Origin of the sequence: Lamprobacter sp., from assembly GCF_034860625.1 — a bacterium.
In the GTDB taxonomy this organism is placed as follows: Bacteria; Pseudomonadota; Gammaproteobacteria; order Chromatiales; family Chromatiaceae; genus Lamprobacter.
Window position 1 is genome coordinate 1 of the sequence record NZ_JAYESN010000205.1, and the last position, 5,568, is coordinate 5,568.

General features: G+C 62.5%; 7 protein-coding genes and 1 pseudogene. 2 read left to right on the forward strand and 6 right to left on the reverse strand.

The genetic code is table 11. The features are described from left to right. Positions 1–198: 198 nt before the first annotated feature. Together VBE63_RS23995 and VBE63_RS24000 are read left to right on the forward strand one after the other, a co-directional pair. Entirely contained in the window at positions 199–585 is a 387-nt protein-coding gene (locus VBE63_RS23995; RefSeq protein WP_323685539.1) for a hypothetical protein, read from the forward strand. A 25-nt stretch (positions 586–610) separates the two neighbouring features. Continuing rightward, positions 611–871 (forward strand): annotated as a pseudogene (locus VBE63_RS24000) (IS91 family transposase); the annotation flags it as partial. 574 nt (positions 872–1,445) lie between these two features. Here the strand turns inward: VBE63_RS24000 and VBE63_RS24005 are convergent. The 6 genes from VBE63_RS24005 to VBE63_RS24030 all read right to left on the reverse strand — a co-directional run. Further along, a complete protein-coding gene (locus tag VBE63_RS24005; RefSeq protein ID WP_323685540.1) occupies positions 1,446–3,002 on the reverse strand; it encodes a D-aminoacylase in 1,557 nt (518 codons plus the stop codon). Beyond that, the gene (locus VBE63_RS24010) at positions 2,992–4,155 is read right to left on the reverse strand and encodes a serine hydrolase domain-containing protein (protein WP_323685541.1); all 1,164 of its coding nucleotides are present in this window, start codon (positions 4,153–4,155) and stop codon (positions 2,992–2,994) included. Before VBE63_RS24010 ends, VBE63_RS24005 begins: the two co-directional genes overlap by 11 nt. 82 nt (positions 4,156–4,237) lie before the next feature. After that, the gene (locus VBE63_RS24015; RefSeq protein ID WP_323685542.1) at positions 4,238–4,504 is read right to left on the reverse strand and encodes a PbsX family transcriptional regulator; all 267 of its coding nucleotides are present in this window, start codon (positions 4,502–4,504) and stop codon (positions 4,238–4,240) included. Positions 4,505–4,603: 99 nt separating this feature from the next. Next, positions 4,604–4,852 carry a hypothetical protein gene (locus VBE63_RS24020; protein ID WP_323685543.1) on the reverse strand — a complete coding sequence of 83 codons (249 nt, stop codon included), beginning with the start codon at positions 4,850–4,852 and terminating at the stop codon, positions 4,604–4,606. A gap of 213 nt (positions 4,853–5,065) precedes the next feature. Then, positions 5,066–5,278 (reverse strand): DUF86 domain-containing protein, encoded by a 213-nt coding sequence (locus VBE63_RS24025; protein ID WP_323685545.1) that lies wholly within the window; start codon positions 5,276–5,278, stop codon positions 5,066–5,068. 35 nt (positions 5,279–5,313) lie between these two features. Next, the coding region (locus VBE63_RS24030; RefSeq protein ID WP_323685544.1) for a nucleotidyltransferase family protein at positions 5,314–5,568 on the reverse strand (255 nt) is incomplete at its 5' end.

The following is a 5,568-nucleotide window of genomic DNA, read 5'->3' on the forward strand; positions in this document are numbered from 1 at the left end:
ATCCCCCAAAATGCCGCTCAACGCTATCGCTCGCTGCTGATTGCTACCGCAATACTGGAAAACCTGGCATCACGCGAAGAGATTTGACCGGTAGCGAGATCATCCAGCAAACTTCGGCTGCCAAGTCACGGATTTAGGACTTCCTATACTTAGTCCTCTATCGAACACGGGCCCGATCGGCCCTGGAGAATGAACGTGATGAACAAGGGGCTATTGGGAGCTTCGCTGTTGCTGGGGGCACTGGCAAACGCGGTGTTGGCCGACCCCGACCTAGACCCGCTGGTCGGTGAGTGGTCGGTCTCGTCCACCGAAGAACGCGGTGACTGCGCCGATATGCGCATGGTGTTCGACTTCGAGGGCAACTACGTCCTGCGCATCGCCGGCGACGGCGGCTGGCAAACGCTGCACGCCGCAGGCTGGCGCCGCGAGGGTGATCTGATCGTGGTCGAAGAGGCGACCGGCAGCGAGCGCTTCGATGTGGAGCTGGAAAGTTACGAGCGCATCGTACTGGTCAGTCGGGACGCCGAAGTCGACCGCGCGCTCGGCGTCGGCTATCTCGATCTGGGGCGTTGTGCGGCCTACTGATCTCGCTGCGGTGCGGCTGCGCGCTCACATGCTGTACCTGGATGGCGTGTACCTCGATCGCTCCGACGGGACCCGGTTTCGCTGGGTTAAGGCGCCGAACAATCAGGAGCTCACGCAACTGGCGCGCACCATCACCCTCCGGGTCGGCCGCTTTCTGGAGTGGCAGGGCCTACTGGAACGGGATGCCGAGAACAGTTACCTGGCCTCGGATGCGGCGGACGACGACGCGATGAATTCCCTGCTGGGGCGTTCCATCACCTACCGGATCCCCGTTGGCCCACAGGCGGTGTCGACGCCGACCAAAACCCGCGGATATTTGCCGCGAAACCAACCCACCACGCTTGCGAGGCGGATGACCCAATCGGTTCTGTCGCTATCCGGGTACCGTCTTATAGGCAACCCGATGCCGTGCGCTTCACGTGGACACCTACCAGAACGGTAGTGGGCAACATCAGTGCTTAGGTGCTATAGGCCGGCGCCAGTGCCCGCTGACAAATCTCGCACTGGGCGCGGCGTCCATGTCATACAATCCGCAGTCAACCATCGGTGCCCTGCCCCATTCCGAAGAGGCATACGATTGACCGATAGTCAGCGCTGACTTTCAAGAATGGCGGGCAGTGATTTCAGCAGATACAGAAAAAGCTGCTCAGTAGCCGCCGACGCCGTCGCCTGGTCGCCTTTGCGCACAAAGGGACTACCACCGTGTGTATCCTCCACGAGGTCCCGCGCCAAGGTCCAGACAGCGTTGATATGGCCGCCGGCGCAGTCTGAACCGCGTCCGACGTGCATGGCTGAGCGTGGCCTCATTGACCGGTAGTTCCGCCTTGATCCAGTCGCGTTCCCACGCTGAACCATGCCGGCTAGCGGCGGATCACGACCCCGGGGCGTCGACCGGTCCCGGATTCTCCGTCCAGCACGAGCTGTCCGTTGACCCAGACCTTCATCACGCCCGTGGAGAGCACCTGCCCGTCGCGAATCCCCGCGTTGTCCTGGATCGTTTCCGGATCGAATAGCACGAGGTCCGCCTTGAATCCGACGGCCAGGCGACCGCGATCGTCGAGCCCGAGGTGCGCCGCGGCGCGGGCCGTCATGCTGGCAACAGCATCCTCCAGACTCAGCGCCCTCTGCTCGCGCACGTAGCGCGCCAGCACCCGCGGGAAGGCTCCGTGACCCCGGGGGTGTCCCGTGTAGCCGCCGTCACTGCAGATATTGCTGTGTGGCCACGCCAGGAAGGCGCTGATGTCGGCCTCATTCATGGAGCGGCCCATGATCGACTCGGCCTGCTCTCCACCGTTCGCCTTTGACCACGCATCGGCTTCCTTCAGCAGGTCCGAGAAGGTCTGCACTTCGCTGGTGCCGCGCCGGGAGGCGATGTCCGCGACGGACGTGTTGACGTACCCGGGGTTCGGCGCAAAGTGTGTGAAGATCACGCCGTCCGCCGGTGTGAGCTCTTGCAGAACGTAGGCGATTTCCTCGAGATCGTCGGCATCACGATCCGGCAGAAGCACCCACATGGTGGACTGCCAGTATTCGTAGGGATACACATCGGCAGTGATGTCGATGCCCTCGGCGCGCGCCGCGTCCAGGCGGCGCAACAGGCGACCGGATTCTCCCCATAGCGCCTTTGCCGCCAGTTTGATGTGCGAGATCTGTACCGGCATGCCGGTCTCGCGGCCAATGGCGATGATCTCTTCCACCGCGTCCCAGACATAGCGGTCCTCGGATCTCAGGTGCGAGATGTAGCGCCCGCCGTGCTCCGCGGCCACGCGGGCAAGCGCCAGGACTTCGGCGGTGGCGGAATGGATGCCGGGTTCATATTCAAGGCCCGTGGACAGGCCAAGAGCGCCGGCAGCCAACTCGGGCAGCAGAAGTTCGCGCATGGCCTCGACTTCGGCAGGCGTCGCCTCGCGCTCGGAGTCCGCACCCATGACAGCAGCGCGCAGCGTGTTGTGACCGACGTAGGAGGCCACGTTCACCGCGGCGGGGTCGCTGTCATAACCGCCGAGAAACGCCTGCAGAGGGAATTCGGAGAAACCGTCCTGACCAAACACGGCGGTAGTGATGCCCTGGGTCAGCAGCGGCAGGGCGTCACGATGGTCGGCAAGGCCTTCGTCGTGATGACTGTGTGTGTCGATGAATCCCGGAGTGAGCGTGAGGCCGCCGGCATCCACCACGGCTTCGCCGGCCAGTGGCGCGAGTTCGCCCACGGCGATAATCGTGTCGCCAACGATGCGCACGGCGCCGGGTCGCGCCGCGGTGCCGCTGCCGTCGACGATTCGCGCATTGCTGATCAGCAGCGACGAGACCTCAGCCGCTGCCCCGCTGCTGTCCAGTGCGGCGGCACCGAGCCACGGCAGCAGCGCCAGGCACAGGAGACCGGCGGTGCTGCGGCGCAGACGGTAGATGTCAGCTTTCATACTTGCCTCCGAGAATGATCGCCAGGGCCTGCTCGACAAGCGCGTCCGTATCCAGCGACGCGTCGTTGCACATCATCGCCAGAGAGGTACGCACGTCGGGGAAGCGTGCGTAGTAGGTCGAGGTGCCCAGCCAGCCACCGCTGTGCCAGAAACCGCTTTGTCCGAGTACCTCGCCGACAAACTGCCCGTTGGCGTACAGCGCATCGCGGGCGTCGTGCTGGCTGTTCGGCGCGTTCATCTGAGCGAGGAGTTGCATGGGGTGGTCGCCGACCCGTGGCGCGTAGAAGCTGCGGTCCCACAGCAGCATGTCGTCGAGCGTCGTGTGCAGGCCACCGTCGCCGACCCAGAACAGGTTGGTCATGTCGGTCACGTAGCGACCGTCTTCGATGGCCTTGTAACCGGAAGCGCGGTTGGGAACGATCTCCACCGGGTCGTCGCTGAAAAAAGTGTGCTGCATGCCCAGAGGCGCGAAGATGCGCCGGTCGGCGTACTCGCGCAGCGTTTCGCCGGACACCTCTTCAACGAGCATGGAGAGGAGAAAGTAGGCGAGGTTGCTGTAGCGAAACGACTGATCGGGCTCCTGCGCCAGGGGCACGCGCTTCACCACGTCATAGAACTCCGCGATCGTAAGGTAGTCCTCGTTGCCCAGACGAAAGGGCCCGCCCGCCGCGTTGCGCAGATCCACGGCGTTTTCCGCGATGGGGCCCTCGTAGGACCCGGCGATGAGGTCGTAGTCGCCCATGCCGGCAAAGTGCCCGAGCATGGCATTCACCGTGACGCTGGCACCGTAGTCTCGTAGCGCGGGAAGGTAGTCGCGGATATCGGCCTGCAGGTCGATCCGGCCTTCCTCGGCGAGGAGCAGTACGGCCAGGGCGGTGAACTGCTTGGACACCGAGCCCATGCGATGTACCTGGCTGCCGTCCAGGGCGACACCGAGCTCCATGTTCGCCATGCCGTAGCCGGCCTTGTGTGTCCAGTTGCCGTCGCGGATTACCCCGACGTTGCACCCTGGTGCATCGGCCTCGATGGTCGCGAAAACGGCGTCCAGGGCTGCGCTGGTATCCGCCTCTTCCGCAGCTGCGGTGGAGAAACACGACAGGGACAGGGCAAATGCGAAAACGTGTCGAGCGAGCAAAGCTGCAGCGTGGCGCATGGCTGTTCTCCCGGGCGCTGCAGCTGCCGGACAGCCGCAACAGGGTGGATTCGAAGCATGCCGGGACAATACCAGCACGCGATTATCTGACTGCACGGATAGAAGAAAAAAACACGTTCTTTTTCATTGGATGCGGCGCACCACCGCGCAAACGCCAGTCGAAAGACTTGGGTTGATGGCAAAGCACATAACTGGTTTGCCCGGCCTTGTGCCCGGCAGCAACGCCTACTGCTACCGTAATACGCACCCGCTGGTCGGCATGCAGGTGCGCAGCACGAGCCACAGCTGCCGGCAGGCGCACACCAAGGTTGATGCCCCAATGCTTGATATCAAGAACCGTATCGGTCATGACCATCGCCTCAATGATGTTTAAACACAATTTGCCGTGTGGGCAAACACTGACTCGGAGGAAACCAAAGCGGACCCCGCGGCGGATTTGCAGAACTTGCTATGCTCCGTTGGGCACCCGAGTGCCGTAGTGATCCATGGCCAGCTTGCGGCCGGTCTGCCCGTTGTCATCCACGCTGCCGCCGTCGTGCCATGGGCCATTGGGGTTCACCAACAGATTCACCTGTTGCCAGGGCGTCGCCCAGCGGGCGTCGCGGCGCTGCAGGGCGCGGTAGAAGGCACCGAGCACGGCATCCACACCTGCAAACAGCGTATCGATGGTTGTGCTGGGCGGATGCACCAGGCTCACCAGCACTTCTTCCAGATCCCAGCGCTCGCCATTGCTGGCAATGGTTCTACGCGCACTGGTCGTTCTCCGTCTCTGGGCGACCAGCCAGCTTACTCAGCATACGTTGCACACGGGATTAAGCGTCGAGCAGGGCCTGAATTGTTCATACAACGCGGGAAGCTCGCTCTCTATCGTCCCCAAAATGATTTCAGTATCCACCTTGTGGTATCCATGCTAGACGCGATTACGCATGGCATACATGACCTGCCAAGGAATATGATCGTGCCGCGCGGCAAACTCAGGCGCAAGACGCTGGATATTGTTCGAGGCCTCACCGATGATTTCAATGGTGCGGATCACGGCGTCCTGGACCAACTCACTGTTCAAGAACCCCACCTCATCCATGTCCGCCGTATAGCGCTCGATGCGCTCGATAGCGTGAGGAATGTCCTCCGGTTAGTACGAGACGCGCAAATCCCTCATCACATCGGTAAGGCCCCGGCGAGCACCCTGCTGCGAAAATTGTCGGCCAATGCCCTGGGAGTGACCACATCCACCGGTATGCCAAGAAGGCGTTGCAGTTCAACTTGAATCGCAGCCACATCCATCAGCGTCGTTTCGGGCGTCGTATCAATGAGGATGTCAAGGTCGCTACTGTCGGTATCCTGCCCGCTGAGCACCGAACCAAATACTCGGGCATTGCGCGCGCGATGCGATTCGACCACCTGCCGGATAGC

Bases quoted from the DNA above. Each gene is read 5' to 3' on its own strand.
- VBE63_RS23995 (WP_323685539.1), top strand. From the start codon at position 199: ATGAACAAGGGGCTATTGGGAGCTTCGCTGTTGCTGGGGGCACTGGCA.
- VBE63_RS24005 (WP_323685540.1), bottom strand. From the start codon at position 3,002: ATGAAAGCTGACATCTACCGTCTGCGCCGCAGCACCGCCGGTCTCCTG.
- VBE63_RS24010 (WP_323685541.1), bottom strand. From the start codon at position 4,155: ATGCGCCACGCTGCAGCTTTGCTCGCTCGACACGTTTTCGCATTTGCC.
- VBE63_RS24015 (WP_323685542.1), bottom strand. From the start codon at position 4,504: ATGACCGATACGGTTCTTGATATCAAGCATTGGGGCATCAACCTTGGT.